Genomic DNA, 24,177 nt, shown 5'->3' with positions numbered 1-24,177 from the left:
AAGAAAATAAAATAATTGCTAATTCAATCTTTTATCAATGATTAGAGTATATTTCGAGATTGTTCATTAATATACAAAAGCAAACTAAAGATACTTATGTAATTAATGTAAGTGCGTTTGTGAGCATGCTAAGTAACATTAAACACCATAAAAAAAATGACCAGAAATCATTTCTGGTCATTTACTTTTTATTCATTTAAATTCGTAAACTCAACGCATTAATTGCCACAATAATCGTACTCAATGACATGACCGCAGCTCCAACCATGGGATTAAGCATGAAGCCAATCGGTGCTAACACACCGGCAGCAAGTGGAATGGTAATCAAATTGTAACCAGCTCCCCACCAGAGGTTTTCTGTCATCTTGCGGTTAGTATTGCGAGCTAGATCCAACAATTTAATCACATCATCGGGATTACTCTTGACCAAAACCACGTCAGCTGAATCAATCGCAACGTTTGTCCCGGAACCAATGGCAATCCCAATATCAGCTTGTGCCAAACTAGGGGCATCATTAACCCCATCACCAATCATGATGACGTGGTGACCTTGACCTTGCAGTTCTTTTACAATTTTAGCTTTATCTTCTGGTCGCAGTTGAGCGCGAACCTCAGTGATGCCAATTTGTTGGGCCACTTTGGCGGCACTTAATTGGTTATCACCAGTTAACATCACTGGCGTAATGCCATGGCTTTTTAGACTAGCCACAAAGGCCTTGGAAGATGACTTAATTTGATCACCTTGAGCAACGTAACCTAAGACCGTATCGCCGCTTAGCAAGTAACTAACTGAATTACCAGCGCTAGCCAATTGATTAAATTCATCTTCATCATAGTCTAAATGTTGTTGCTTCAAATAAGCTGCTGACACAATTTCATATTTTTGGTTATCGACCATACCACTCAAGCCAACCCCAGTTTCTTGGTTGATATCACTAGCTTGTGCCGGAGTTAAATTATGCTGTTTAGCCGCAGCTAAGATTCCTTGAGCTAGTGGGTGACTAGAGCCATGTTCTAGACTAGCCATAATACTTAATACTTGGTCCGCCGTCATTTTTGAACCACTAGTACCATAATCATTCACCTTGAAGTTTCCTTCAGTCAACGTCCCGGTTTTATCCATTAAAGCATAATCAATCTTATTAACTTGCTCCAAGGCATCCCGATTCCGAATTAATAATCCGTTTTGGGCAGCCAATGAAGTACTCCGAGCCACCACTAATGGCACTGCCAATCCTAAGGCGTGCGGACAAGCAATGACTAAAACCGTCACGGCAACTGAGAGAGCCATTGGTAAATTAGCTACCCATAGCCAAATCAAAAATGCAATGATAGCCACCGTTAATGCGGCATAAAATAAATATCCCGCCACCTTGTCAGCCATATTTTGCTTATCGGACTTAGAATTTTGAGCTTCACTAACTAACTTCATTACTTGAGACAAGTACCCTGAATCACCGGTTCCCGTCACCTTCATTTCAAAGGTACCATCGCCGTTGACGGAGCCCCCCACTACTTCATCGTTAACTTGTTTGGCGACCATTTGGGATTCACCGGTTACTAACGCTTCATTAACACTAGTACTACCATCGACTAATACTCCGTCAGCTGGCACTTGTTCACCCGCTTTAACCTGAAGCACGTCACCTACTTTTAAATCAGCAATTTTAACATTAGTCGTTTTACCATTAACTACTTTGTGAGCGACATCTGGTAATAATTTAGCCAGATTTTCGACCGCTGAACCAGCATTCATCACGGTATTCATTTCAATCCAATGACCCAGTAACATGATGTCAATCAATGTGGCCAATTCCCAAAAGAAGTCGGTTACCATTGGCGTCACATGGATAATATCATTAGCAATCACCGCATAAATACTGTAAAAGTAAGCGACCGTGATCCCCATTGCAATTAACGTCATCATCGCTGGTTTTTTGTCCGCCAGTTCTCCTTTGGCGCCTGTAAAGAAGGGCTTACCACCATAAATGAAAATAATGGTTCCTAAAACGGCCACTAAATAGTCAGACCATGGTTGAAAGGTGATTTGAAATGGTAATTTCATCCCCATCATCGGACTCATTAAAAGTACCGGAATTGTTAAAATCAACGATACCCAAAACTTTTGTTTCAAATTTCCCATGTGCATCATGTGACCGCCGTGTTCCATGGTATCACTGTCATTACCATGCATCGACATCTGGTTCATATCATGACCTTGGTGCATTTCATGGTTCATTTCGTGGTGCATCTGCGAATGGTCATGATGATTCATGTCCATCTGTTCGTGCTTGTCGTTGTTAGCCATTCAGCTCACTCCTTTTCGTTTACAAATGTAGTTGATGTTATTCAGTTTACAAACGTAGTCACAAAAAGTCAAGAATTTTATCATGCTAAGTCATATATCAACACCATGTTATATAACCAGACACTAAATATCGAATAATTTGCTTTTACTAGTTACCAAATAAAAATCACAAATTAAACTAACAAAAACACCTGCAAACCAATTTATGGTCGTAGGTGTTTTTTAATTTGATCCATTAGCTGTTCATATCACTTAAGAATGGCAATAAGATAATGATGATATAAAATACAAAGACAATCATACTAACTATAAAATTAATTAAACCAGCTCGGTTCCAGGTTTCCTGCACCTTTTTAAAAGTGGTCACGTCGTCATAATCCCCCTTTTGCCAAGCCCATTCATTACCTTTAAAGCCCACAATAAAGTTCCAAATAAAGCCAACCAGGGGAATCAAAGATATGAGGGGCAAATAAGTTTTATTGCCAATGCCCCAAATCCAGTTAAAGGAAAAGGCGCCCCAGTTCCAGCCCTTCACTTCTTTGGGTGTTACTTTACCATTTTCTTGCATAGTTTTTCCTCTCCATTGTTGTTCAGCTTTTAGCGACAATCAGTTTTGTTGGTCGTAAGTTTTTGACAGCCGTTTTTAATTCGCTTTTACAATTAACCAGCTATTAGTCATCAACCAACTTAGCCCCAGAAAAATGATCCACCACCAATTCATCACAGACCACGTACCAATCAGTAACAGAACTAATCCGGCTGTATCTAATAAAATTAAAACAAACTTGTTTTGCGTTGTTTGGTACAAATCATAGGTCCACAATAGTAATCCAGCGATAGTTATTAATTTAAAAAATGAATTCCAATCCATTAAGTCCTCCTTGTTATTAGCTAAAGGGCCACCAACTCAACGGTTGTGGTGTTCTAGGGCCCATCGCCTTTGGTTGATATTTAAAGTAATTAGTTCCCACTTGTTCGCGGTAACTATCCGGCACCCGATTGTAGGTAATCAACCTGATTCGACTAACGTAAGCTCCTTTGTGTGCTACCAATACCCATTTATTTTGTTTGTTATATTGACCGGTCATAAATTTTAACCATTCACCATCACCAAAGGGGGTATCCGAAACAAAAGTATCAACCTTGGCTTGACTACGATTAGGTAAAACACTGTACCCATACCGCGTTGGCAGGAACGGATTAAATCGATCAATTAATTGATTTTGTGTTGCGCGACCATAACCCAAAATTCCCAGAAACAGCAATCCCAGCATAAACATAATGGTCAATACCACCACATATTTTTGATAACGGCGTTTTAACCGCACATCCTTACTAATCTTATTCACCACTTGACTATTGTCTCCTTTTAATAGTTCATCCAGCGACAACTGCAATAGGTCGCTGACCTCAATCAAGGTATCCAAGTTTGGATAACTCTGGTTATTTTCCCAGCGCGAAACGGTCTGTCTAGTAACAAATAACCGGGTCGCCAATTCTTGTTGGGTCAATCCCAGCTGACTTCGACGTTGTTTTAGTATCATTGCAAATTGCATTATGATCTCCTTTCTTCTCTAGATTAAGTAAAAAGAGAACGATTGTAACGCTATTACCTAGTTACATAAAAGATTTAAGCGTCTGAATTGAGAGCCTGGAGTTTAATAAACGCAAACTTAAATCGCAAACCACATTGCTATTTATTTTGCTTAAACCACTCAATTAACCATTCCACCAAATTAAGTTCTAATACAAAACCAGCTGCCTTTAAAATAAGAGCCCAGTTGATCGCACCTTGGGTAAACCAGCCGTAAGCCCAACCTAACGCTAGCACCATTACCACGCTTAAGCTGATAACTTGCAATCTATCAATTTTGAGTTTCTCCTTAGCAATCACCGCTTAAATATTTTACGTTCTTTTCGTCTGACTATTACCACTCCTATTTATCCCATCATAGGAAAAATAGTCCAAAAAATAAGAACGCAATGGGTTTCATTGCCTAATGGCACCCAATACGTTCCTACTTAATTCGATAAACGGTCGTTTGTGATGGCTTCAGCCAATTATCACTAACCACCACGTAACTGTTAATTAAACTCACCATCACTACCACGACACTGATTAAATAAATACTTTTATAAAAAGAATTGTACTTAGTATTTTGCCACATTACATAAATTGGAATAATAATTCCGAGCGGTGGCAAAATCGAGGAAACAATCACTAATATCAGCAAAAAAATGCCCTTATTGGTGTTTTCGAAAAAATGCGAACCTTTACTAGTTTTAGTTTTGGGTGATACATTCTGATTTTTTTCAGATTCTACTGTTTTTTCGCGTCCTTTAATCACTAATTCATCTAACGACACTTGATAAATTTCACTTAATCGTACTAAATTATCAAGATCCGGATACACTAGTCCCCGTTCCCACTTCGAGACCGATTGCCGGGTAATATGTAAGATCGTGGCAACATCATTTTGCGAATATCCCCGCTGGTTTCGTGCTTGTTTCAAGTTATAGGCTAAATTATTTTCGATAACAATTACGCTCCTTAATCTAATCCTGATTAGGAATAATATTATCATAAATATACCGAATAAACATGGTCGATTCTAGACGCGACTATTACGTGCTACATGCGCCTAATAACTGCTGGTGATTACTGCAAAACTTAGTTATGTTAACAATAATGAATGATTAACTAGAAAAGAGTGATCCGCATGCAGCTGATTAGCAACTTAATTTTTTCGCTGGGAGTCGCCTTCATCTTTACTACCCAGAGTAAAATTGGTTTAGGAATTGGGGTACTCTTAATTAGCATTGGCCTTTTGACTGATAAAAAAGTCATTAATTGGTTCAAAAAATAGCTGATTCCATTTAGGAATCAGCTATTTTTAGGTTTAATCATCCTCGTCTTCTTCCGCCAAGCCTTCCAGTCCATAACGACCTAACATTGCTTGCAATTCAGCAATATTATGATTATTACTTCCCAATAACTCCGTTAAAAATGCAGCCAACACGGGACGTTCTTCTTTTTGAGCTAGCTTAATGGCCCGCGTTACAAACAGATTTTCTGTATAGTAGTCATGGGCTAATTGATCGATCATCGCCGTTGCCGATTCATATTTAAAAGCACCGGATTCTTCTAGCATACTGTAATCTACAAATTCCTGAGTGGTACTAGGAGCCATCTCACCTTCATCAATCAGCATTTGGCCTAAGGTTACCAATTGAGTTTGTGCTTGTTCGCGTTGGTGTGCGAACTGTTCGCGAAGTGAGTTGCGATTCAAACCGGTGACGTACCAACTGGCTTGTAATAACTTATGACTCAATACCTCTAGGTTAGCCACGATATGACCGGTCATAGCACCAGCTGTGGGCGTATGATGATCCTTATCTGCTTGGGCTTGTTCCTGGGTCCATTTTTGCGCTGGGGTTAATTCTGTCATGGTTGATTCCTCCTAGTTTTCTTTTACTTTGACTGCTTTTACTTCGTAACCTAGATTAGTTACGACGTTGGCCAAATCAGCTGCGGTAGTTTGTTCCGCATCAAAATCTGCTTTCACTTTGGCCGCATTAAATAAAACCTTAACTTGTTCTACCCCAGCTTGCTGGGAGACCGCATTTTCGATTTTAGTCATACATGATGGGCATGACAGGCCATCCAATTGTAAAATTGCTTTACTCATAATAGTTACCTCCAACTTGATTTACTTTGATTGTACTGGGGATTTCATTTCATTAACTTGATTTACATCAAGTTTGGGGTCTTTTTTATTTTGATATTTTAGTAAACGCATTGCGTTAAAAATCACTACCAAAATACTACCTTCATGCACCAACATTCCACTGGCCATGTAGATATAGCCCAACACTAGTCCCACCAACAAGAAGACCACCGTCAAAATAGCAATCGTAATGTTTTCTCGCAAATTGGCCATTGTTTTTTGGGCCAAGCCATAACCGTGAACCAATTCACCAAAATTAGAACGCATCAAGACTACGTCTGACGTTTCCACTGCTACATCAGTTCCACCACCCATGGCAATCCCGATATCGGCAGTTGCAATCGAGGGACTATCATTAATCCCATCCCCCACAAAGGCTACTCGGTGACCATTAGCTTGTAGTTGTTTAACAATTGCTAACTTGTCTTCAGGTAGTAACTCTGCTCGGACCTGATCCAAACCGAGTTGCTCCCCTACTACTTGAGCCGTCGACTGATTGTCACCAGTTAACATAATTAATTGTTTAGCACCCAAATCACGCAAGGCTTGCAGCTTAGCGGGAACTTCAGGTCTAATTTGATCTGCTACCCCGATTACCGCCACGAGTTGTTGTTTGGCTGCCACCAAAACGGTTGAACTGCCTTGTTGCTGCAAATCATTAATCACTTGCTGTTGCTCACTATTGATCGTTACTTGGTGATCAGCTAATAAGCGCCAATTTCCCACTAACATTTTTTGTCCATCACTTAATTGAGCCAGCAACCCTTGCCCTTTCACCGTATCAACTTGCGCTACTGCTGGCATGTGAGCGATAGGAGCTTGCTGTTTAGCGTAATTGATAATCGCCTGCCCTAGTGGATGATCGGACTGTTGTTCGATTTGAGCCACTAACGGCAAAATGGTTTCATTAGTATTACCAAATTGATGGTAAGCAGAGACGGTGGTTTCACCTCTAGTTAGTGTTCCGGTTTTATCAAAGACAAAAGTGTCTACCTTCGCTAAAGTGGCCATTACATCGCCACCCTTGATTAACACACCATGATTAGCACCATTACCAATGCCTGCCACATTAGATACCGGCGCCCCAATTACTAATGCCCCCGGGCAACCCAACACTAACACGGTAATTGCTAACTTAAAATCTTGGCTAAAGAGCCATACGATTAAGGCTAAAACTAACACCGCAGGAGTGTAATAAGTTGCAAATCGATCAATAAATTTCTCAGCTGGTGACTTCGCATCTTGGGCCTCTTCAACTAACTCAATAATCTTGGCAAAGGTCGTTTCATCCCCCACCTTAGTAGCTTCAATCTGCAAAGTACCGTTAGTTAGTAGTGAGCCGGAGAACACCGATTCTGCCGTTTGTTTGGCAACCGGGCGAGATTCACCGGTAATGGAGGCTTCATTCACATAACCGGAACCGGCCACAATTTTACCGTCCACCGGAATCTGCCCACCCGTTTTGACTAAAACCACATCACCTTCATCTAATAAATCAACGTCGGTTGCTACAACAGTGCCATCTGCTTGTAATACATTGGCTGTCGTTGGTGCCATTTCGGTGAGTTTCTTAATCGACTGGCGCGTTTTGGCCAATGTTTTATTTTCTAAATAACTACCGAATAAAAATAAAAAAGTGACGACGGCCGACTCAGCGTACTCTTGAATAATAAAAGCCCCGATGACCGCAATGCTGACCAATAGTTCAATACTAATGGTTTTATACCGTAGTGCTTCCACCGCATTGATAATCACCGGAACCGCGGCAAGCACCGAAGCCCCTGCTAATAATCCCTGACTGATCGCGAAATTATTAGTCCATTTAGCCACAAACCCAGCCACAATTAAGCTGCCGACAAGCACCGTAATTTGATTAGTATGCTGGCGAATCCAGCGTTCAAATTTCATGTTAGAACCTCCTCCATAACTTAACTTGATGTCTATAGTATAGAGAGGAAGTCGCCATAAAAAATTGATGTGGGTCAAGTTTTCAAACAAAAAAACCGTTTCATATCAAATTATTGATATGAAACGGTTTTATTTACTCTTTTACTCGGATACCCAAATAAATATTGGCTAATCGTGCCGCTTGTTCAGCATTGACGGTTAACCCTCGAATAGCTCCCGGTTCCAGTTCTAGAGTCTCAAAATGGCTACTGCTTAAATCAATATCTTTTAACGCAGTCCCATACAACTCTAAGTTGTTTAACTCACAATCCACAAATTCAACTTGCCGAATGTTGTTTTCACTAAAATTACCATCGACCAAATTACAATTCAAAAAGCTGACTTCTTTTAAGGTGACTTTTCGTAAATTAGCCAAATCTAGTCGGCACTGATCAAAAACCACCTGGTTGAAGTAGGCGCCTTCTAGGTCAATACCCACCATTTTGCAATTATGAAACTCAACGCGAAACATTTCCGCTTTATCAAAACGGCAATTAGAAAAATCACAATTATTAAAAATAACATCACTTAATTCCAAACGTTCCAATTGACTCTTATTAAAAGTCACATGATTAAAAATTGAACTTTCCACAATTGGATGAGTCATTTTTTGACCCTCGGCCTTTTCTGCAGCCACTAATTTGCCGTGCAAGATTGAATCAATATCAGCATAAATATCAGCAAAATGCCCCGGGATTAAATTATCAATAGTTACTTTAGCTACTTTCATGAATATAAATACTCCTCAACCAATTTTAATATTGCCATGTGGCTAGAAAATGGGGTCCAGCAAAACCGAACCGGTGACGCTGAACCCGACGCGACCGGGGATTAATTTGTAAAATATCAAAGGCACTTTCGTTAAGATTACCTAGCCAACGTTTGTTAGCACCATCACCACGATCAAACACCCCACAGGTACTGGTGATAAATTGAACCCCGTCACTTAAAACATAATCATCAGTGTGTGAATGGCCAGCCATAAATCCAATAATATTATGGTGAACTTGTTGATGCTTAGTTAAAATATCATAAATTTGCCGACTTTGTTGGGCTGCTTTTCTGGCAGTTTGACTATGATTATTTTCAAATCGTGGCTTTAAATCATGCCAGTCGGTGGGAGCAATCCCATTTAAGGTAATGTGATCAAAAACCATAATTTGTTGATCAGCAGTAATCGTAGTTAATATTTGTTTTAACCAACTGATTTGTTGGGGTGAATAATGAGTATAGCCATGTCGAAAAGTACCGAAATCAGCGTCTGCTTGAGAAACATCTGGCATATCAAACCCATCTAATACAATTACTACTACCGAACTATTAGGAATTAAATAGGTACCAAATACCGCTTGATTAGGATTTTGGGTTCCCGTGGGCATTTCCAGCCATTGTCGAAACTGATCAGCCCGTAGTGTTTGCGCCATTTGATTGGTAATCACTTGATCCAATTGATACCCAGCCATATCCCGTGCATACCCAGAATTATCATCATGGTTACCTTGAGCGACAATAAATGGTACTTGACCTAATTTCATGGCCGCCACCGACCGTTTCACATCAGCTACCGACCAATCCAGTGGTTTAATGCCATCATTGACGTCACCACCATGAACCAACAAATCAGCGCCAAAATGATTAGCATAATAGCTTAATAACTGAATCCCACGTAAAGAACGCGCCGTTCCTGGCGTTTTCCAACTATCCACATGAGTATCAGTAATGAAACCAATCGTGACCGTGTCGGCTTCTTTGGTTTGCTCAATGGCTGTAGCAATAGCTTGCATACGGTGTAACTCAGCTTTGGTAGGCATTACCGACGTCGTTAAGTCCACTGGTTGTAGTTTCGTCACGCTGTTTTCTTTGGCCACCACATCATGAAAGCCGGCGCTGGCCGTTTTGGTATAGGGCCAAAAAACTTCTAGTGGTTGCGCCCGGTTCTCATCTTCGACATTACCAAAACGCTGCCAAAACAGATGGTTCACCGTATAATACGATACTCGTTGTCGAAATGCGTTTAAGTCACTAACTCGACCCAACGGTAAATAACTGCCATCCCTTAGCACCGCCCACCACCAGTGATTGGCCATGAATTTACCAGCATAATGAATCTGTTTCGTTGCGTCTTTGGGGTAATAACGCACGCGAGTCCGACGTTTTAGGTCCGGCCGCGAATGGGCATAAATTCCCCGTTTAATGACCTTCACCCAACCAGAAGTCGGAAAAACATAATTTTCTAATGCCACTGGCGTAACCCGTTGAAATGCTGAGTCAGAATTAAGTTGATCCATGTGATCACTCCTTTTGTTGGTAGCCACCATTATTTGTTAGATTAATTTTAACTGATTTGCCGCTAAAATACTCATTTCTAAAATTTTTAACCAAGAAAAAAGGCGTCAGTCAAATGACTAACACCCTTCCTCCGCTTGGCACCCTACATTTTGCAATGTGGTGCATGTTTATTGTACACTACCCATTCAAAAAATAACTAATTTTTTGGCAGGAAATTCGGTAAATTTGAATAATTTTAAGGTTTTGACTAAGTATCCGCTTCTTTTCATCTTTACCAATGCTTTACCTTAGTTTAAGGTGCGTTTAAGCGACTAGGCCTATACTTTTTCCATAGTCAATTAAACGTTGACTATCCCCCTAAATAAGCTGATTTTTTCCTCCCAATTGAATAAATATATTTTACACGGTCGTCAGTGAGCGAGCGTGTTTTTTATTTAATCACTTGAGCTGGTATTAGGCATGTACGGTGTTAATAAATTTGCTAACGACTCCAAATTACGACTCTGAATGTACACGCGTCCCTTGCCGCTAAAGTGGTTAACTAACCCTTCACCGGTCTTAAAGCCCAAGACGCCACTAGCTGGTTCAATTTCGTAATCTAAGCTATTGGACCAAGCGACAACGTGGTTATTATCGATACGATAATCGTTACTACCATCTAAATCAATGGGTAACATGCCACCATAGGCACTAACTAACATCATCCCAGTTCCTTGGGTTTCCATTACGTATAACCCACCGGTACCACCAAATAATGCTCCACTAATTTTTTGTCGGACCATGTTGTAAGTTACCGTTTCATCAGCAGCTAGAAAGGCGCCCGTATTTAAACGCCACTGGTGAGTGGCATCCACGGCTAATTCTTGAATCACGCCCGGATTTCCCGGAGCAATCGCAATTTGGCCCTGTGCAGCGGTACCGGTTGCGGTCGTAATAAAGAAAGACTCGCCGGAAGTCATTTTCCGTCCCAAAGCGCTCATGACCCCACTCAGTCCCTTCTTGCCGTTACTGTTCATATGGCCTTCTAGGTTAATTTGATCATTAAAATAAATCATCGAACCCGATTCGATTTGGACTCGTTCATTATTAGCTAGACTAACTACTGCTAAGGGAAAGGGATCCGCGCCGTGTAATTCGTAATTCATGGCAATGCCTCCTTAGTTGATTTACCCATAAGTATAACACTCACCCTATGAAAAAACGTTGCTAACATAGTAGCAACGCCTAGTTTCTCTTATTTGGTAGGATCAGTGGCTACCAAGCCGCCCGCCGGATTATCTAGATCCGGATGAGCAGCGGTGACAATTAATTGTTCGTTAACAAAGGCCATTAAGCCTAATTCGCTCATTTCCCGACCATAACCTGACTTCTTAACTCCTCCAAAAGGCAGTTCGGGTAGCGAAGCCATAAAGTTATTTACAAAGACCATTCCAGTTTCAATTTGACTGGCTACCTCTTTACCATGTTGAGCATCACCAGCAAAAACAATGCCACCAAGCCCAAATTCAGAATCATTGGCCATTTCAATTGCTTCAGCTTCACTATTAACCTTGTATACTTGAGCAACTGGGCCAAACATTTCTTCACGAAAGGCCGGATTATCTGGTTCAATATCAGTTAAAATGGTTGGCATGAAGAATTGACCTGGTAAATCAATTGGTTCGTTACCGTAGTAAACGTGCGCCCCATTATCGATTGCTCGGTCAACTTGCTCTTGAAGCTTTACCTTAGCTTTAGCCGTATTCATCGGTGCCAAAGTAGTGTGGTTATCCATTGGGTCACCCGGTACTACGGCAGCAAAGTTGGCTTTCAGACGCTTCAAGAATTCGTCATATAAATCAGCGGCAACAATAAACCGTTTAGAAGAAGTACATACTTGACCGGCGTTGTATAGCCGTGTTCGCCAAGCAATATTAGCTACTTCATCGATATCAGCATCTTTTAAAACGATAAAGGCATCCATTCCGCCTAATTCCATCGTATTTTTCTTTAAATTCTTAGCTGCTTCCACCGCTACAGATTTACCACCACGTTCAGAACCAGTTAAAGCTACTCCTTGAATTCGTGGATCAGCGATAATTTCACCAACTTGATCGTAATCTAAGAAGAGGTTGGTTAAACTTCCAGCAGGGGCACCGGCGGCCAATACTTCGTCAGCAAAGGCTTGAGCAGCAGTAGGTGTGTTAGATGCATCCTTTAAGATCATTGGGTTTCCCACCATAAAGTTAGGAGCAAAGACCCGCATAATTTGATAGTAAGGGAAATTCCATGGTTCTACGGCCATTAATACCCCCGTAGCATGTTTTTGTACTTCGGCTTGACCGGTAGCAATCGTTTTTAATTGTGTGGGTTGCAACATTTCAGCGCCATGATCAGCAAAATAATCAGCAATCATTGCACATAATTCCACTTCACCTAGTGATTCACGGTAAAGTTTACCCATATCTTCAGTATCAATTTTAGCTAATTTTTCTTTGTGATCACGAAAAGCTTGGGCCACTTGATGTAAAATTTGGGCTCGAGCTGCCAAATCATTATCTTTTTGCCACTGCTTGTATAGTTTGTGACTAGTGGTCAAAGTATCAGCAATTTGTTGACCCGTTGCAAATGGATATTCCTTTAAAAGCTCATTGGTATACGGATTAACTGACTTATATGCCATAGTAAATTCCTCCTGAATTTTGTGATTTCAACAACAAAGGGAAACAAAAAGGACTGGAAGTTTCCCCCCAGCCCTCTCTTAACTTTATTTCCATGACGGAAATAAAATCGTTTTCATTGGCTCTATAGTAACATATTCAGCTTTAAGTGCAACCCTCAAAATCACTCTCGGTAACGTTGCAAAATGGCAATCGCAATAATTACCAAGATAGATCCTAACATTTCAATCCAGTTAAATTCTAGGTTTAAGAAAATCAAGCTTAAAATAAAAGTAACCACTGGTTGAGCAGCATCCATAATGCTGACCACTGATGAGGGTGCAAAGTTAAGTGCATGCAATAAAATTAAGAACGGTAAAATCGTTCCGACAATAATTACCGTTGACATTGACCATACTAAACGAGGTGTTACCGTTGGCACCCCACTCCAAAATGGATGGTATAAGTTAAGTAACAAGCTAGCGATCAAAAAGGCCCAGCCGAGTACTACCATTGGTGGATAGTATCTAGTTACTGGTTGGGGTAAAACCACGTAAAAGGCTGCGGTAATCCCCGATAAAATTCCCCATACTAACGATACTGTTGGGATTGCTAGTTCATGAATGTTACCCCGGGTAATGGCCAAAAACACTCCTAATAATGCGATCACAAACACGATCATATCAATTTTACTAGGACGTTCGTGTTTAAATAATAATGCCCCTAAAACGATAAATAGCGGACTTAAATACTGCAAAATAGTAGCTGAAGGTGCGTTTCCAGTTTGAACAGCCATATAAAAAGTTAACAGATTGGCTAATAAACCAAAAACAGCATATGCCAAGAGCCACCAAACTAGGCGACCGGATTTAAAGACGTCAAAAATGTGTTTGCCATATTTAAAAGCACTAATGACAATCAAAATTACCCCAGCTCCTAACGTTCTTACCGACAAATACCAAGCAGCCGGGATGGCTTCACCTTGTGAAATAATTTGCAAGACGGTTCCTGAAATACCCCATAGGATTGATGCAAGCAGGGCCCAAAGCATCCCCTTTTGCAATGAAGTCTTATTGTAGTTTTGCATCTTATTCTTCCTCTCACGTTTATGTATAAATATTTTTATTAATTTTCACCAATTATTAGTATAGCATATATACTTTAGAGTAGGAGAGCCCCAATTGAAGATGACTATTTAAAATTTCTACTATATTTAATAAAGGTCTGATTCCGACGTGAAGTCGGAGCCAGACCTTTATAATTATTCAATTTGTTGATTTTTTGATGGGAATTGATACGTAAATGGATTAATGAACCCCTGTGGTAACATATTGGATTTATCCATCAAACAAAAACTATCTTCTAAATCTGCCTTCAGTTGTTCTAATTCATCTTCATTTAATTTTTGTAGCCTTTCTTCAAAATAATCATCTAAAACTCGACACTGTTTTTCGAAAAATTGATCGCCTTTCTCCGTGCTATAGATATTGTAGAACAGGCGATTTTTAGGACTTTTTTCCCGACGAACTAAACTAATTTGAACTAATGTTTCCACAATTCCGGTGATTTGAGATCTTGATACACCAATTAAATTAGCTAATTTTCCCATGGAAATACCCGGCATCCTACAAATATTAGCCAACGTTAAAGCCTGCAGTCGGGTTAAGTCAAATTTTTCAAAGGAATGGTTTTTAATAACAACTTGTGATGCGGTAATGAACATCTGTGTAAATAATTCTGAATTACTTAACTTAGTCAAAGCTAGTCCTCCTGACAATAGCTGATTAGATATAAATGCTCGTTATGATAAGAATGTTCATTAAACGATAAGCCCCGATATAAATAGATTACACTAAAATATTATTGAATCATTATAAATAAAAGACCTGACTCCCGCTAAAAGTAGGAATCAGGTCTTAATTAACTTAAGTTGCCGTATGAAGTTAATGTTATTCTTTAGGGGAATAATGCAAGTTTAAAATGCTAATCCTAGAATTCCATTGTTGCGATAGTGCTTACAATGCTACGGATTACGTCATTGTTCATTGGAATAGCATAGTAACCATCTTCATTCTTAGTGTTGTCTTCGATGACAGTTTGGTTAGGTGCCTTGACATACAAGTTTTGTGGTTCAACAGTGTATGAAAGACGGATATTATCACCGTAGTGAACATTGCTTGGAAGTGCATCTTTATCAAGATTGAACTTCATAAATAGACCAGTAGTGTCCATGTTATCTAAGATACCACCAGGAATTCTACCAATGATAGTTGGTGTAATCTTCATGTAAACAGTAGTCAAACCATCCTTCTTAAGAGTTGATACTAAAGTATCTTCCGAAAGAATGTCAGACTTGTTACCCTTAACGGCAGTATCACGGTTAAATGTGTTAATAGCGTTAGTGAAGTTTACGTTAGAGTTAAACAATAGACGTAAGCCACTAAGGTTAGAAATGGTGCTTGTAGTCTTTTGACCAGCTACATCATAGTTACTGTAATTAAATACACGGCTGGCAGTAGTTTGGTTTACACCGTTTGACTTGTATTCCTTAACACCAGTTGATTTAATCCAACCACTTACTTCTGGATGAGTTGAGTCAGTTACGTATACCCAACGGTCTCCTTCACGAGTACGAGTAGCGGCTTTAGTAATTGTTAATTTGTCGTTCTTGTAATCAGTGGTATCCATTACTTTACGACCAATTTTGTATTGAGTATATGCAGGTGCAGCGTATGTAACTGAGTTACCATCGTTGGTGTCACCAGGGTGAGCAAATACAAAGGTCTTGTTCTTTTCAGTTGAGTTAACTGAAGCGTCTTTAGAAGTAGCGAATTGTGCAACACCACCGCCAAAACTATTTACCTTTTTACCACCGTAGATGTAACCACGATATTGACCATCATAGCTAACAACCTTGTAGTAAACTGAACCACGATCAGTGGTAGTGTAACCATATGCCCGGAAGTTTTCTTTACTATTTTGTGAAGCAGATAGCTTCTTCAAAGTAGTAGTAGAAGCTACAACTTGTTTCTTACCAGCTACAGTACCTGGCTTGTCATAAATTGCGTTCTTTCCAGTAAATGTGACGTTACGATCGTTTGCTTTAACCCCCGTTAAATCATGAAATCCTGTTGAGGTAGCAGCGGCACTAGCATTAGTTGCACCCGCAAGTGTAACAAAACCTAAAGCAGCTAAACCGACAAACAATGAATTTTTCAATGATGCTTTCATAAAATAAACCCCTCCTAAAATTAAATGGATTCAAAATGTTATTAATTTGTGAATAACCTTTGAACAAACCAAGAATAACATAATAAAATTTCGCTTTCAACCAAAATAGTTATATCGATATAATGAATATGATATACATTTAAGAAAATTAAACCGTTTACATATTTAATTTTTAATAGAGCTTAAAATTAAATGTGATTAATAATTTAAACTACTTAAAAAATAATGATATTTATAGTTCATTTATTTATATAATGAATGCGATACATAATTGATAAGAAGTGATTTTTGATGCGATGTATTAAAATTGCCAATAGGCTGTAATCCATTAATAGCAAGCGATTGGTCGCTTTTTAAATTTTAAAAAGGAATTTTCTTTGAATTTTTTATAAAAAATTTTTTTAATCAATTTCATAAAAAGGGGTAATACACTGGTTTTAAACCAGGTATTACCCCTATTTTCTGTTAAATTACCCCAATATTGACCCCTTAACGTACTACCATTACTGAAATTGGTGAATATTTTGCCATATATGCTGCTTGTGAGCCAAAGTATTTTTTGATTCCTTGCTTAGACATAGAACCAATAATTAAAAGATCTGGATCAACAGCTGGAATAATCTCTTTAACGATTGTTTCACCAGCTTCACCTTCACTAATAATAGTATCAACCTTTTCAACTCCGGCACGTAAAGCTAATTGACGGTACTTTTCGATGTGATTCATTAAAGCTTCGCGTTCACCATGAATATAATCCTTATCCAAAGCTTGATAAATATTCATTTCATCATGTTCTAAGACGGACGCAATAATCAAAGTGGCCTTATTTTCACGAGCTTCATGAATTGCGTACCGAAAAGCCAGTTGAGCATCCTCTGAATCATCTACCCCAACTAAAATCCGTTTAAAATTTTGATTGTTATATTCTTGCTTCATGAATAACTCGACTCCTCTCCAATGGATCCTTTTTATTTTTCATTGGTTTGGGCTTGTTGTTTAGCCGCAAACTGCTTGTTACTACGATGTAAATCATAAACTACCCAAGCTAATAGTGCTAATACCAAAACCACCCCAATGTAAGCCATTGTGTCAGCTAATGCTAATTCTGACTTGGTTGCTTGATCACCGAAAAATGCCTCGAACTGTCCTGGTAAACCAATCAAGTTCAGATAAGTTAAACCAATGACCGAAATCCAACCGAGTAACTTAATAATGGTAGAATTCTTAAATCGATCGTGCATTTCGTATTTACTGTCTGTAAACATTAATAATGGTAACATTGAAAACGGTAACGCGAAAGCTAGAAATACTTGCGAGTTATTCATTAAAGTATTTAAAGCCTCATGTTGTTGAATGACCGACTTGTGTGCTGTCATTACCACACAAATAACTACCGGTACCACTGAAATCAACCGAGTAACTAAGCGCCGGAGCCAAATTGGCATGCGCATATGAATAAAGCCTTCCATAATAACTTGACCGGTTAAAGTTCCCGTAATCGTGGAATTTTGTCCGGAAGCTAATAATGCAACCGCAAATAACGTTGATAATACTCCTGAACGAGCCACTGTTTTCAGTAGTCCATTGCTTAACGTTGATGGATCAGATAAAGCTTCATACAAACCAAAGAAGGATGGATCTTTTACTGCCCCACTCTTAAAGACCGCTACCCCCACAATTAATAGTAGTGAATTAACTACAAAGGCTAGTGATAGCTGAATATTTGAATCCCAAGTGGTAAAACGAACGGTTCTAGCCACATCTTCTTCATCCCTATGATCCACTTTACGGGTTTGAGAGATTGCTGAATGCAGGTACAAATTATGCGGCATAACGGTGGCTCCGATAATTCCCAGTGCTCCCGTTAATGGTGTCTGGCCGCCCACTTCTGGACTATCGGCAAAAGTATCAGTAGTAGGAATTAATCCTTTCATCACACCAGCCATGTCCGGATTAGATAAAGCTACTTGATAAACGAAAACGATTAAAATAACAAAAATCAAACAAACCACAATGGCTTCAATTTTTCTAAAACCAACTTTAGTTAATAATAGCAAAAGCATTACATCAAACACGGTAATTAAAACCGCCAATAATAACGGAATACCAAATAATAGGTACAAAGCAATCGCCGCCCCGATAACTTCAGCAATATCAGTCGCCATGATAGCTAATTCCGTCATAATCCATAAAACATATCCCAGTGTTTTACTGGTTCTTGCGCGAATCATCTGCGCCAAATCCATCTGTGTCACAATGCCCAGTTTAGCCGCCATGTATTGTAACAACATTGCAATTAAACTCGACATCAAGATAACAGACATAAGTAGGTAACCGAAGTTTTGCCCACCGGTAATTGACGTTGACCAGTTACCTGGATCCATATATCCCACTGCTACTAAGGCTCCTGGGCCAGAATACGCTAGTAACGTACGCCAAAATCCTTTTCCTTTAGGAACTTCCACGGTTCCGTTAATTTCTTCTAGCGAAGGACCATTAGCATAATGGATAAGTTTTTCCTTCTTTTGCTTCTCCGGCTTCTTATTTGCCATCAAATTCCGCCTCCTCTGCATTTTCATTAATAATGCTATCATAATTTAAACAAAAGTAAACGAAATTTTTAGGATTACCAAACTTATTCTTAATGATTAAAGTAACTAGGGCATTTTGTAAAGCGGTTCCAATAAGTGAGTTGACACTCACCCGGATAATTATTATACTGAACTCAATTAAGTGAGTCAGCACTCACTCGATTGCTGAAAAGGAGGAAAATTCGATGGTATTAGCAGTAGATGCAGTCAATATCAACAAAAGTTTTGGTAACCAAATTGTCCTAAATAACATTAATTTACAGGTTCAACCAGGCAAAATCGTGGGACTAATTGGGCCTTCTGGCGCTGGCAAAACCACGTTAGTAAAAATTATTATGGGCATGGACGCTCCCGATAGTGGTACCGTCACCGTTTTAGGTAAGTCTATGCCTAATCGGCAAAATTTAGCCCACATTGGCTTTATGGCCCAAAGCGATGCCCTTTATGAATTACTAACTGGGCGAGAAAATTTAACCTTTTTTGCCAAATTATTTAAAATTGCCACTAAAGAAATTCCAGCTCGCATTGAATACGCAGCGGGAACCGTTAATCTGTTAGAATTTTTGGATCGTCCAGTTAGCAACTATTCTGGTGGAATGCAACGCCGCTTGTCTCTAGCACTAACTTTACTCGCTGACCCTGATTTACTTATTTTAGATGAACCTACCGTTGGAATTGATCCAGAATTGCGCCAACAAATTTGGCAGGAACTTAACCGACTTAAGGCTAACGGTAAAGCCATCATTATTACTACTCACGTGATGGAAGATGCCGCCTAGTGTGATTATCTAGCCATGATTCGCGATGGTCAGTTCACGACATCCGGAACCCCTACTGAATTATTGGCTAAATACCACACTGATAGTTTAGAAGATGTTTTTGTGAAAGCGGGGCAAGCCCAATGAGAATTTTAGCTGTATTTGAACGTATTATTAAAGAAATGATTCGTGACAAAAGAACATTAGCGATGATGTTTATCGCACCACTATTAATGTTAGGTTTGATGTACTTTCTCTTTCAATCCGGCTCGGATTCTACTGCTGATTTAGCCGTTCACAACGTTTCTAGTGAGGTGGTTAAAGCCATTGATAATAAAAAGGTGAAAATTCATCAAATTAAAAATAACCAATCTGCTACTCAAATTATTCGTCAAAATCACTATGCTGGTTACCTAACTACTAAAGGCAATCAGTTAATTATGACCTATGAAAATGCTGATCAAACCCAAGCCGGAATCTTAAAACAAAGTATTCAAACTGGGACGGTCAAGCTAAAAATCCAGCAACTGGTCAGTGTCACCCACAAGCAAACAGTCGCACTAAAACAAGCTCAGCAGCAACTTAAAACGCTAAGCGCACAATTACCACAAACTACCGCAAACTCCAGTGCACACAAAGTGAAAACTAACCCCCAGAAACAGAAACCTAGTAATTATACGGTTAAGTCTAAATATCTATATGCCAATGGCGACGCTTCTTTCTTCGTAACGATGCTTCCTATTTTTGTTGGTTTCGTGGTCTTCTTCTTTGTTTTCATGATTTCTGGAATTTCTTTGTTGGGTGAAAGAAATTCTGGCACGCTCTCGCGCTTATTAGCTACCCCCATTTACCGGAGTGAAATCATTTACGGTTATTTAGGAGGATATGGTTTGTTTGCTATTTTGCAAACCATCATTGTCGTTTTATTTTGTGTTTGGGCTCTTCAAGTGCAAATATTAGGTAGTCTCTGGTTGGTGCTGGCCATCTGCATTTTGATTGCCTTAGTCGCGTTAGCGATGGGATTATTTATTTCATCCTTTGCTGCGTCGGAATTTCAAATGATGCAGTTCATTCCCCTACTTGTCATCCCTCAGGTCTTTTTCTCTGGGATTGTTCCCGTTGCCAGTATGGATCATTGGTTACAGGTAGTGGCCCATTTCATGCCCCTTTATTACGGTGCTAGTGCCTTAACCGATGTCATTCAACGGCAAGCCACCTTAGGTGATATTTGGCAACCGGTGACCGTGTTAATTGGCATTTTAATTTTCTTTGTAATCATCAATATTTTTAGTATGCGTAAATACCGCAAAGTATAGCTATCAAGAAAGGAAGAACTAAATGCACACCACGCCCATAAAAGATCTCTTTCAAAGTAATCTCCAAAATAATTCAGAACTACCCACTAAACAAAAACAAGTATTAAAAGCAGCACTCGAGCTTTTTGCAGCTCAAGGAGTTGATAACACTAGCACTAAACAAATTGCTCAATTAGCTAACGTCAGTGAAGGAACTGTTTATAAGCGGTTTAAAACCAAAGAACAATTGTTTACCGCCGTTTTGCATCCCATCATTGCGATTATTCCACAAGTGGCGCAAGAATTTCGCCAAGTGTTAATTAACACCGAGTTTACTAACTTAACGGATTTGCTGCAAACCATTACGTTGGATCGCTTCGACTTTGCTCAAGCTAATCAACAAGAACTGCGCGTTATTATCCGAGAAGCTTTAAATCAACAAGAACTGGTGTTAACCATTATGACTAACGTTAAACGCGAGGTGCTGCCAACGTTATACCAACAGTTTGACCAGCTAAAAGAACAACACCAATTAATTGCTTGGGATAATGACCGTATTTTTAGTTACATGCTATCAACATTAATTGGCAGTTTGGTGCCTACCATTTTGTTAAATCAACCACGAAATAATAAGGTAGTAGCCGCACAATTAATTGAGTTTTTAAATCGCGGACTAACCCCGTCATAACCGTTCAAATTAGACTTAATTCAGGGCAATTGGTACACTCAAGGTAATAACCACGATTAAGGAGGCTGTCATTATGTCCAATTTGAAAAATTACCAACCCCTTTGGTGGGTATTAGGAACCGGAATCGCTGCTTGTATTTTAGCGTTTGGCCTACACCAAAATCTCTGGGCGCAAATTCTAGTGACTATCTTGGGATCGATTTTGGCGTTGATTATGTTTGTAGACATGATCAAAACGCTCCGTAATGGTCAATTTGGGGTCGACTTACTAGCTATTACCGCCGTGATTGCGACCTTGGCGGTTGGTGAATATTGGGCCGCTTTAATTGTTTTATTAATGCTGACCGGTGGGGAAGCCCTTGAAGATTATGCTGCCAATCGCGCTAGCGCTGAAGTAAAACAATTATTAGCTAATTCACCGCAAACCGCCCACAAACTAACCGCAGCAGATCAACCCGTTGATGTTGCCGTGGAACAAGTCCAAATCGGTGATCGCTTATTGGTTAAGCCCGGCGAAATCATCCCAGTTGATAGTAAAATCATCGCGGGACACACCGTTTTAGATGAGTCATCACTAACCGGGGAAGCCAACCCAGTAGAAAAACAAATGGGCGATCAAGTGATGTCCGGTGCTTTAAATGGTGATAATGCGATCACCTTAGTCGCTCAAAAAACTGCCGCTGACAGTCAGTATCAAAGCATTATTCGTTTAGTAAAGGCAGCTAACGAGCAACCGGCCCGCTTTGTCCGCATGGCCGACCGTTATGCCGTTCCCTTCACCTCAGTCGCTTATATTATTGCTGGAATTGCATGGTGGTATTCCAAAGACCCCGTCCGCTTTGCTCAAGTCTTAGTGGTCGCTTCTCCTTGTCCGCTTATTTTAGCGGCGCCAATTGCCCTAGTATCTGGGATGGGACGAGCTAGTCGTCACGGAATTGTAATTAAAAACGGGAACACCGTTGAAAAAACCGCTCAATTAAAATCACTAGGTTTTGATAAAACTGGAACTATTACTAAGGGTCAGTTATCCATTGACGAAATTAAACCAGTTAATAATTTGTCCGCTACCGAGCTACTCACTATTGCTGCGGCTGTAGAGCAACATTCTGGTCATATTTTGGCCCGTTCTATCGTCAACGCCGCTCCGGCTAAGTTACCAGCTGCCACTAATATTGAAGAAAAAACTGGTCAAGGAGTCCAGGCTGATGTGAACGGCCATGTTGTTCGCGTGGGAAAAGCCGCCTTTGTTAGTCCTGATGCTATTAAAGTTGATCAAACCTGCATCCATATTGCTATTGATGGTCAATATAGTGGCTATATTACTTTAGTCGATCAACTTAGAGAAGAAGCCCCGGCAGTAATGCAAGAATTGCACCAACTAGGGATTCACAAATTAATGTTAATTTCTGGCGATCGTCCTGTAATTGCCAATAAAATTGCCGCTGAAGTGGGTATTGACGAGGTGTTTGCCTCTCAATTACCAGCACAAAAAATCGAGGTATTAAAGACCGTGCCCCAAGATTTATTACCTGTCGGCATGGTTGGTGATGGAGTAAATGATGCCCCTTCCTTAGCCACTGCCAACGTTGGCTTTGCCATGGGAGCATATGGTGCTACAGCTGCCAGTGAATCCGCTGACGTCGTGATTATGCGCGATAATCTTCAATTAGTGCCAACCGCGATTACTATCGCCAAAGATACAATGCGAATTGCGCGAGAAGCAGTTTTGATTGGGATTGCTATCTGTATTATTTTAATGTTAATTGCAGCCACCGGCGTCATTCCCACCATCATCGGCGCGCTATTACAAGAAGTAGTGGATACCGTCACTATCTTGTATGCCTTACGAGCTACACGAGAAATCACTCCGACAACTTAAATATTTAACAAAATAAAAACTGGAATCTTGTCCTAACCACGGCCAAATTCCAGTTTTTATTTTAGTTTGATAATTGTTTTAATATGGTTAACTCACAATTTTTATTAGACGTTTAAATAGATCGATAGAAACATCAAAGTGGTCCCGCCCATTACGAAGAAGTGCCAAATCAAATGAAGCAGTTCCGGTGATTTCGGTAAACTATAAATTAAAGCACCAGTGGTAAAGGTTACTCCACCACTAACTAACAACCAGAATCCGGCGGTTCCTAAATTAGCGTATAGACTTTTAGCCAACAACAAACACAACCATCCCATCACTACGTAAATCGTAGTTTCTAATCGTTGGTGCTTCCCGTGACTGAAGATATGTAGTGCAATTCCCGCTAAGGCTAGGACCCAAACACTAGCTAACAGCCAATTACCGGCCGTATTATGAATGAATACCAAGCAATACGGCGTGTAAGTACCAGCAATCAAAATAAAAATATTACTATGATCAATGATTTGAAACACGCGTTTAGCTTTGGTGAATACGAAACAGTGAAAGAGAGTGGAAGCCAAATATAAGCCCAATAAACTAACGAGATAGACTACAAGACTGGTAATTTGTATTCCATTTAGGCCATCACGAACCGCTTTAACTAATAATGCAGCTCCTAATCCTGCACTAACGATAAAACCTAGACCATGGGTAATCGCATCCCAAACCTCATAGAGAATTTTTTGATGCCGACTGATTTTAACTTGCATATTCATTCCTCCTCATCTAGATTAATCATACGATATTATCATCTACTACGCAAGGTTAAATAGATTTAAATT

23 protein-coding genes and 1 pseudogene are annotated in these 24,177 nt (G+C 39.7%); 4 read left to right on the top strand and 20 right to left on the bottom strand.

The annotated features are described in order from the left end of the window. Positions 1-196 precede the first annotated feature (196 nt). The 19 genes from HII32_RS03345 to HII32_RS03255 all read right to left on the bottom strand — a co-directional run bounded on the left by HII32_RS03345 (position 197) and on the right by HII32_RS03255 (position 18,845). On the bottom strand, positions 197-2,251 hold the full coding sequence (locus HII32_RS03345) for a heavy metal translocating P-type ATPase (RefSeq protein WP_425483261.1): 2,055 nt from the start codon (positions 2,249-2,251) through the stop codon (positions 197-199). A gap of 292 nt (positions 2,252-2,543) precedes the next feature. Continuing rightward, positions 2,544-2,876, bottom strand: a complete 333-nt coding sequence (locus HII32_RS03340; protein ID WP_172188285.1) for a ribonuclease G — start codon at positions 2,874-2,876, stop codon at positions 2,544-2,546. A 75-nt stretch (positions 2,877-2,951) separates the two neighbouring features. Then, a complete protein-coding gene (locus HII32_RS03335) occupies positions 2,952-3,179 on the bottom strand; it encodes a hypothetical protein (RefSeq protein ID WP_172188283.1) in 228 nt (75 codons plus the stop codon). 16 nt (positions 3,180-3,195) lie between these two features. Further along, a complete protein-coding gene (locus HII32_RS03330) occupies positions 3,196-3,864 on the bottom strand; it encodes a helix-turn-helix domain-containing protein (RefSeq protein ID WP_172188281.1) in 669 nt (222 codons plus the stop codon). Between the two features lie 137 nt (positions 3,865-4,001). Further along, positions 4,002-4,169 carry a hypothetical protein gene (locus HII32_RS03325; RefSeq protein ID WP_172188279.1) on the bottom strand — a complete coding sequence of 56 codons (168 nt, stop codon included), beginning with the start codon at positions 4,167-4,169 and terminating at the stop codon, positions 4,002-4,004. A gap of 157 nt (positions 4,170-4,326) precedes the next feature. Next, positions 4,327-4,821 carry a helix-turn-helix domain-containing protein gene (locus HII32_RS03320; protein ID WP_172188277.1) on the bottom strand — a complete coding sequence of 165 codons (495 nt, stop codon included), beginning with the start codon at positions 4,819-4,821 and terminating at the stop codon, positions 4,327-4,329. A gap of 387 nt (positions 4,822-5,208) precedes the next feature. Next, the gene (locus tag HII32_RS03315; protein WP_172188274.1) at positions 5,209-5,757 is read right to left on the bottom strand and encodes a ferritin-like domain-containing protein; all 549 of its coding nucleotides are present in this window, start codon (positions 5,755-5,757) and stop codon (positions 5,209-5,211) included. 12 nt (positions 5,758-5,769) lie between these two features. Next, a complete protein-coding gene (locus tag HII32_RS03310; RefSeq protein ID WP_172188273.1) occupies positions 5,770-5,997 on the bottom strand; it encodes a heavy-metal-associated domain-containing protein in 228 nt (75 codons plus the stop codon). Positions 5,998-6,018: 21 nt separating this feature from the next. Continuing rightward, the gene (locus HII32_RS03305; protein WP_172188271.1) at positions 6,019-7,944 is read right to left on the bottom strand and encodes a heavy metal translocating P-type ATPase; all 1,926 of its coding nucleotides are present in this window, start codon (positions 7,942-7,944) and stop codon (positions 6,019-6,021) included. A gap of 133 nt (positions 7,945-8,077) precedes the next feature. After that, a complete protein-coding gene (locus HII32_RS03300) occupies positions 8,078-8,713 on the bottom strand; it encodes a pentapeptide repeat-containing protein (protein WP_172188269.1) in 636 nt (211 codons plus the stop codon). Positions 8,714-8,738: 25 nt separating this feature from the next. Continuing rightward, positions 8,739-10,271, bottom strand: a complete 1,533-nt coding sequence (locus HII32_RS03295; RefSeq protein ID WP_172188267.1) for a metallophosphoesterase family protein — start codon at positions 10,269-10,271, stop codon at positions 8,739-8,741. Between the two features lie 435 nt (positions 10,272-10,706). Further along, positions 10,707-11,417 carry a TIGR00266 family protein gene (locus HII32_RS03290; RefSeq protein WP_172188265.1) on the bottom strand — a complete coding sequence of 237 codons (711 nt, stop codon included), beginning with the start codon at positions 11,415-11,417 and terminating at the stop codon, positions 10,707-10,709. Between the two features lie 89 nt (positions 11,418-11,506). After that, entirely contained in the window at positions 11,507-12,934 is a 1,428-nt protein-coding gene (locus HII32_RS03285; protein ID WP_172188263.1) for an NAD-dependent succinate-semialdehyde dehydrogenase, read from the bottom strand. 161 nt (positions 12,935-13,095) lie between these two features. Then, complete coding sequence (locus tag HII32_RS03280; RefSeq protein ID WP_172188261.1) at positions 13,096-13,998, bottom strand: DMT family transporter; 903 nt, start codon at positions 13,996-13,998, stop codon at positions 13,096-13,098. A 174-nt stretch (positions 13,999-14,172) separates the two neighbouring features. Further along, positions 14,173-14,670 (bottom strand): MarR family winged helix-turn-helix transcriptional regulator, encoded by a 498-nt coding sequence (locus HII32_RS03275; RefSeq protein WP_172188259.1) that lies wholly within the window; start codon positions 14,668-14,670, stop codon positions 14,173-14,175. A 230-nt stretch (positions 14,671-14,900) separates the two neighbouring features. Then, complete coding sequence (locus HII32_RS03270; protein ID WP_172188257.1) at positions 14,901-16,142, bottom strand: S-layer protein; 1,242 nt, start codon at positions 16,140-16,142, stop codon at positions 14,901-14,903. A 489-nt stretch (positions 16,143-16,631) separates the two neighbouring features. Further along, positions 16,632-17,078, bottom strand: coding sequence for a universal stress protein (locus HII32_RS03265; protein WP_172188255.1), 447 nt, complete (start codon positions 17,076-17,078; stop codon positions 16,632-16,634). Between the two features lie 32 nt (positions 17,079-17,110). After that, on the bottom strand, positions 17,111-18,694 hold the full coding sequence (locus tag HII32_RS03260; protein ID WP_172188253.1) for an Nramp family divalent metal transporter: 1,584 nt from the start codon (positions 18,692-18,694) through the stop codon (positions 17,111-17,113). Next, positions 18,684-18,845, bottom strand: coding sequence for a hypothetical protein (locus HII32_RS03255; protein WP_172188251.1), 162 nt, complete (start codon positions 18,843-18,845; stop codon positions 18,684-18,686). Before HII32_RS03255 ends, HII32_RS03260 begins: the two co-directional genes overlap by 11 nt. Before the next feature lie 73 nt (positions 18,846-18,918). Between HII32_RS03255 and HII32_RS03250 the strand changes: the two are divergent. The 4 genes and pseudogenes from HII32_RS03250 to HII32_RS03235 all read left to right on the top strand — a co-directional run bounded on the left by HII32_RS03250 (position 18,919) and on the right by HII32_RS03235 (position 23,353). Next, a pseudogene (locus HII32_RS03250) lies at positions 18,919-19,638 on the top strand (ABC transporter ATP-binding protein). After that, the gene (locus tag HII32_RS03245) at positions 19,635-20,807 is read left to right on the top strand and encodes an ABC transporter permease (protein ID WP_172188249.1); all 1,173 of its coding nucleotides are present in this window, start codon (positions 19,635-19,637) and stop codon (positions 20,805-20,807) included. The pseudogene HII32_RS03250 and the gene HII32_RS03245 overlap by 4 nt, the downstream one beginning before the upstream one ends. A gap of 22 nt (positions 20,808-20,829) precedes the next feature. Further along, positions 20,830-21,474 (top strand): TetR/AcrR family transcriptional regulator, encoded by a 645-nt coding sequence (locus HII32_RS03240; protein ID WP_172188247.1) that lies wholly within the window; start codon positions 20,830-20,832, stop codon positions 21,472-21,474. A 73-nt stretch (positions 21,475-21,547) separates the two neighbouring features. Further along, positions 21,548-23,353 (top strand): heavy metal translocating P-type ATPase, encoded by a 1,806-nt coding sequence (locus HII32_RS03235; protein WP_172188245.1) that lies wholly within the window; start codon positions 21,548-21,550, stop codon positions 23,351-23,353. Between the two features lie 104 nt (positions 23,354-23,457). On the opposite strand, the gene trhA is transcribed toward HII32_RS03235, so the two are convergent. After that, positions 23,458-24,111 (bottom strand): PAQR family membrane homeostasis protein TrhA, encoded by a 654-nt coding sequence (trhA, locus tag HII32_RS03230; protein WP_425483255.1) that lies wholly within the window; start codon positions 24,109-24,111, stop codon positions 23,458-23,460. Positions 24,112-24,177 lie beyond the last annotated feature (66 nt).

Source organism: Lentilactobacillus kribbianus, assembly GCF_013184075.1.
Lineage (GTDB): Bacteria > Bacillota > Bacilli > Lactobacillales > Lactobacillaceae > Lentilactobacillus > Lentilactobacillus kribbianus.
Note: the sequence above shows the minus strand (reverse complement) of the source record. Positions and strands in the feature narration are given on the sequence as shown.

What these genes read in the sequence shown, in the direction of transcription:
- HII32_RS03310 (WP_172188273.1), bottom strand. Translation starts at nt 5,997, where the DNA reads ATGAGTAAAGCAATTTTACAATTGGATGGCCTGTCATGCCCATCATGT.
- HII32_RS03345 (WP_425483261.1), bottom strand. Translation starts at nt 2,251, where the DNA reads ATGCACCACGAAATGAACCATGAAATGCACCAAGGTCATGATATGAAC.
- HII32_RS03240 (WP_172188247.1), top strand. Translation starts at nt 20,830, where the DNA reads ATGCACACCACGCCCATAAAAGATCTCTTTCAAAGTAATCTCCAAAAT.
- HII32_RS03300 (WP_172188269.1), bottom strand. Translation starts at nt 8,713, where the DNA reads ATGAAAGTAGCTAAAGTAACTATTGATAATTTAATCCCGGGGCATTTT.
- HII32_RS03270 (WP_172188257.1), bottom strand. Translation starts at nt 16,142, where the DNA reads ATGAAAGCATCATTGAAAAATTCATTGTTTGTCGGTTTAGCTGCTTTA.
- HII32_RS03235 (WP_172188245.1), top strand. Translation starts at nt 21,548, where the DNA reads ATGTCCAATTTGAAAAATTACCAACCCCTTTGGTGGGTATTAGGAACC.
- HII32_RS03340 (WP_172188285.1), bottom strand. Translation starts at nt 2,876, where the DNA reads ATGCAAGAAAATGGTAAAGTAACACCCAAAGAAGTGAAGGGCTGGAAC.
- HII32_RS03315 (WP_172188274.1), bottom strand. Translation starts at nt 5,757, where the DNA reads ATGACAGAATTAACCCCAGCGCAAAAATGGACCCAGGAACAAGCCCAA.
- HII32_RS03295 (WP_172188267.1), bottom strand. Translation starts at nt 10,271, where the DNA reads ATGGATCAACTTAATTCTGACTCAGCATTTCAACGGGTTACGCCAGTG.
- HII32_RS03280 (WP_172188261.1), bottom strand. Translation starts at nt 13,998, where the DNA reads ATGCAAAACTACAATAAGACTTCATTGCAAAAGGGGATGCTTTGGGCC.
- HII32_RS03330 (WP_172188281.1), bottom strand. Translation starts at nt 3,864, where the DNA reads ATGCAATTTGCAATGATACTAAAACAACGTCGAAGTCAGCTGGGATTG.
- trhA (WP_425483255.1), bottom strand. Translation starts at nt 24,111, where the DNA reads ATGAATATGCAAGTTAAAATCAGTCGGCATCAAAAAATTCTCTATGAG.
- HII32_RS03245 (WP_172188249.1), top strand. Translation starts at nt 19,635, where the DNA reads ATGAGAATTTTAGCTGTATTTGAACGTATTATTAAAGAAATGATTCGT.
- HII32_RS03305 (WP_172188271.1), bottom strand. Translation starts at nt 7,944, where the DNA reads ATGAAATTTGAACGCTGGATTCGCCAGCATACTAATCAAATTACGGTG.
- HII32_RS03260 (WP_172188253.1), bottom strand. Translation starts at nt 18,694, where the DNA reads ATGGCAAATAAGAAGCCGGAGAAGCAAAAGAAGGAAAAACTTATCCAT.
- HII32_RS03265 (WP_172188255.1), bottom strand. Translation starts at nt 17,078, where the DNA reads ATGAAGCAAGAATATAACAATCAAAATTTTAAACGGATTTTAGTTGGG.
- HII32_RS03285 (WP_172188263.1), bottom strand. Translation starts at nt 12,934, where the DNA reads ATGGCATATAAGTCAGTTAATCCGTATACCAATGAGCTTTTAAAGGAA.
- HII32_RS03335 (WP_172188283.1), bottom strand. Translation starts at nt 3,179, where the DNA reads ATGGATTGGAATTCATTTTTTAAATTAATAACTATCGCTGGATTACTA.
- HII32_RS03290 (WP_172188265.1), bottom strand. Translation starts at nt 11,417, where the DNA reads ATGAATTACGAATTACACGGCGCGGATCCCTTTCCCTTAGCAGTAGTT.